Raw genomic sequence first — 2,877 nt, forward strand, 5'->3', positions numbered from 1 at the left:
GCGCGCCCGCCAGCCCGGCCCCCCGCCGGGCGCTCCCGGCCCCCAGCGGCCGAAGCGGCGCGGACTCCTCATAGCCGCGATAGCCGTGGTGGCGGTGGTCGCCGGCGGCATCGGCGCGGCGGTCTACGCCAACAAGGGCGACGGGGACGACGGCAAGAACAACACGGCGCAGCAGACGCCGTCGGACAAGCCGTCCGAGAAGACGGAGAAGAAGGACCAGAAGGACAAGGACGAGAAGCCCACCAACAAGCCGGTCAAGGATCTGAACCGCGATGCGGCGACGTTGCAGCTCGGCGGCGGCGCGACCACCGCGAAGGATGTGAAGGGCGCGCCCTCGGAGGGCGGCGTGTACGTCACTCTGAAGCAGGGCGCTTCGATCGAGTGGAAGGATCTGCCGGTCACGGACGCCGGCAAGTACACGGTGTGGGTGGACTACGGCGCGCAGAACGGTGCGGCGAGCGGCTCGCTCTGGGTCAACGGGGAAAAGCTGAGCACCACGGTCGACTGGAAGAAGTGGCCCGGTGACGGCTGGTCACACACGTACAACTACGTGCAGCTCAATGGCGGCAAGAACGACATCAAGTTGCAGTGTGAGGCCCAGTGCAACATCAATGTGGCCCGAGTGAAGATCATGCCGGGTTGGTACAGGTTCAAGTCGTAGACGTCGCCCCGACGGCGCTGGGTGCGAGGCCGGCGGGACGCTTCGCGTGGATGGTCAGGCGTCCTTGAGTAGGTGGCTGATGAAGTCGCGGGAGGCCGCCATGTCGAGGGCTTGCTCGCGTAGGTGGTTGAACGCCGTGTCGTAGCGCACGGTGTGGGTGTCTTCTTCCACGTAAAAGGGCGCGGTCAGCGGTTCGATGGCCACGAGTGGCTCCCCTTCGTCGAAGTGGAAGACGGTATAGGGGCCGTTGACGCCGGTGTGCGCACCGGCGGCGAACGGGATGACGCGGATTTCCACGTTCGGCATGTGCGAGGCGTCCAGCAGGCGCTTGAGCTGCTCCTCGTGCACACCGGGCGCTCCGACTCGGCGCCGCAGGCACGCCTCGTCGAGGACGCAGCGCATCATGAGCGGCGGGCTGGGCGCGTCGTCGAGTAGGCGGCTGTGCAGCGCCTGTTGGCGCTTCATGCGCAGCTCTGCGACGGCCCTCACCTGGCGGGTGGTGTTCCACGCGCGGCTGGCCTCGATGACCGCACAGGCGTAGTCCATGGTCTGCAACAAGTCCGGAACGGCCAGTGCCGCGTAGGTGTCGGCTTGGCTCGCCAGCTCTTCGATCTCGATGAGGTCGGCGTGTGAGTCGTCGATGACATCACTGTATTGAGTGAAGAGGCCTCGGCGGCGGTTGGTCTCGGCGAGCTTCGCCAGTCGCCGGATCTCCGCGATCCGTACCTCGTCTTCGAGGCCGTACACGGCGAAGAAACTGTCGAGTCTGCTCCGCAGCTTGCCGTTCTCAATCTTGCTCAGGCTTGGCGATGAGGTCCCGAGCAGCTTGGCGGCCTGCGCAAGGCTCAGTCCGGCCCGGACTCGCAGGGTCCGCAGCTCCGCCCCGAGTCGCCGGCGCATCACGGTGGGCATGGCGTCCGACAACTGATCACCCCCTCGCTTTGCGGGGCGACTCTACGGCAACCGTCAGCATGCGTACGTCGGTTAATCCCTTAGTGGTAACGCTAAAGCGAAACATTGCAACAAAGCGCTTCGGAGCTCCAAAGTGGCCAGGGAGGCCGATTCCAGCCACTCCCGGGGGTGCAGCAGTGACATACAGATCGGGCAGCTACGTGGTGGACGTCCGTGACGGCCGCCTGGCGCAGGTGGCGGAGGCCGCGGACGACCTCGTCCACGTGCGGAGCCCGAGCGGCGGCGGCGAGCCGTGGACCGTCCCGCCCGACGCCCTCCGTCTCGCGACCCGGGAGGAGCGGCAAGCGGCCGGGCTGCGGCCGTACGAGACCGGCTGCGACGAGTGCGCCGCGCTTGAAGCGGTCAGGAGGGTGGCCGGCAGCGGGGACGCCACCGCCGCCGCGTACACGCACTGGATCGTGGCGCATTCCGCGTCCGCGACGAGGAGGGGAAACTGATGCGAGCGACCGTGGGACGTCTGATCCATCACTGCGGGCACCGCGCGGGCTGGGAGCGGGGTGGCGGCGAGGAGCGCTGCCGCGACTGTGGCGCGCGACGGTTCACCGACTACGCCGCGCTGCTCATGCCGGAACGCCCGGTGGCGGCCGTCGCGGAGCCCCGTCGCGATCCGGCCCGCGCCGACCGCTCGGCCGCCGCCCTCATCGCGTTCGGCCTGCACCGCGTCAGCCGCTGGGGGACCAGTGCCGCCACCTGGCGGCTGGCCGTCTGACCGGCGTCGCGGCCGGGCGGCGCGCGCGGCGGGAAGGACGTGGCCGCCGCCTCGCCTCACCGCGTCCGTCGTCCGCTTCGGCGAGCCCGGCTGGATGCCGCGCCCCGGGGGCGGGGTTCCGAGAACCGGGCCGGTCCGTTTCGGTGCGCGTGATACCCGGACGGTACGAACTCCGCTCCGCCGCAGGGGCGTTCGTGCGCCCCGCGGGCGCGACCACCCTTTGGCGTGACCTCGGCTCTGCCCAGGGATGAGGCGCTTCCGGCAGGAGCAGGAAGGAAGCGGAGGTCGGTCCGTGACGCGACGACGGGAGTGGGACGTGAAGCGTTCGTTCATCAGGCGCCGGTATCTCCGGCTGATCGGGATCTCCGCCGCTGTCGCGGTGTCGTCGGCCCTGTCACCGCAGCCCGGGCATGCCGCCGTGACTCACGGTTATCACGTCTTCGCCGGCGATTCGGACCTCTGGTTCGTGCCTGACGGCGTGCAGAGCGTCACCGCCTATGTGTGGACCGCCGGCGGCGGTGGGGGTGGCGGAGGA

At 69.3% G+C, this 2,877-nt stretch carries 3 protein-coding genes and 2 pseudogenes; 4 read left to right on the forward strand and 1 reads right to left on the reverse strand.

Annotated elements, in window-relative coordinates; translation table 11 throughout:
- Nucleotides 1-661 (forward strand): annotated as a pseudogene (locus tag ACSNOK_RS32275) (carbohydrate-binding protein); the annotation flags it as partial.
- 54 nt (nucleotides 662-715) lie between these two features.
- On the opposite strand, the gene ACSNOK_RS32280 reads toward ACSNOK_RS32275, so the two are convergent.
- Entirely contained in the window at nucleotides 716-1,585 is an 870-nt protein-coding gene (locus tag ACSNOK_RS32280; RefSeq protein WP_436784344.1) for a helix-turn-helix domain-containing protein, read from the reverse strand.
- A 164-nt stretch (nucleotides 1,586-1,749) separates the two neighbouring features.
- On the opposite strand from ACSNOK_RS32280, the gene ACSNOK_RS32285 reads away from it, so the two are divergent.
- The 3 genes and pseudogenes from ACSNOK_RS32285 to ACSNOK_RS32295 form a co-directional block, all read left to right on the forward strand.
- Entirely contained in the window at nucleotides 1,750-2,070 is a 321-nt protein-coding gene (locus tag ACSNOK_RS32285) for a hypothetical protein (protein WP_436784345.1), read from the forward strand.
- Nucleotides 2,070-2,342, forward strand: a complete 273-nt coding sequence (locus tag ACSNOK_RS32290) for a DUF6255 family natural product biosynthesis protein (protein ID WP_436784346.1) — start codon at nucleotides 2,070-2,072, stop codon at nucleotides 2,340-2,342. Before ACSNOK_RS32285 ends, ACSNOK_RS32290 begins: the two co-directional genes overlap by 1 nt.
- 316 nt (nucleotides 2,343-2,658) lie before the next feature.
- Nucleotides 2,659-2,877 (forward strand): annotated as a pseudogene (locus tag ACSNOK_RS32295) (hypothetical protein); the annotation flags it as partial.

The sequence above is a fragment of the Streptomyces sp. URMC 126 genome, assembly GCF_051386555.1.
Lineage (GTDB): Bacteria > Actinomycetota > Actinomycetes > Streptomycetales > Streptomycetaceae > Streptomyces.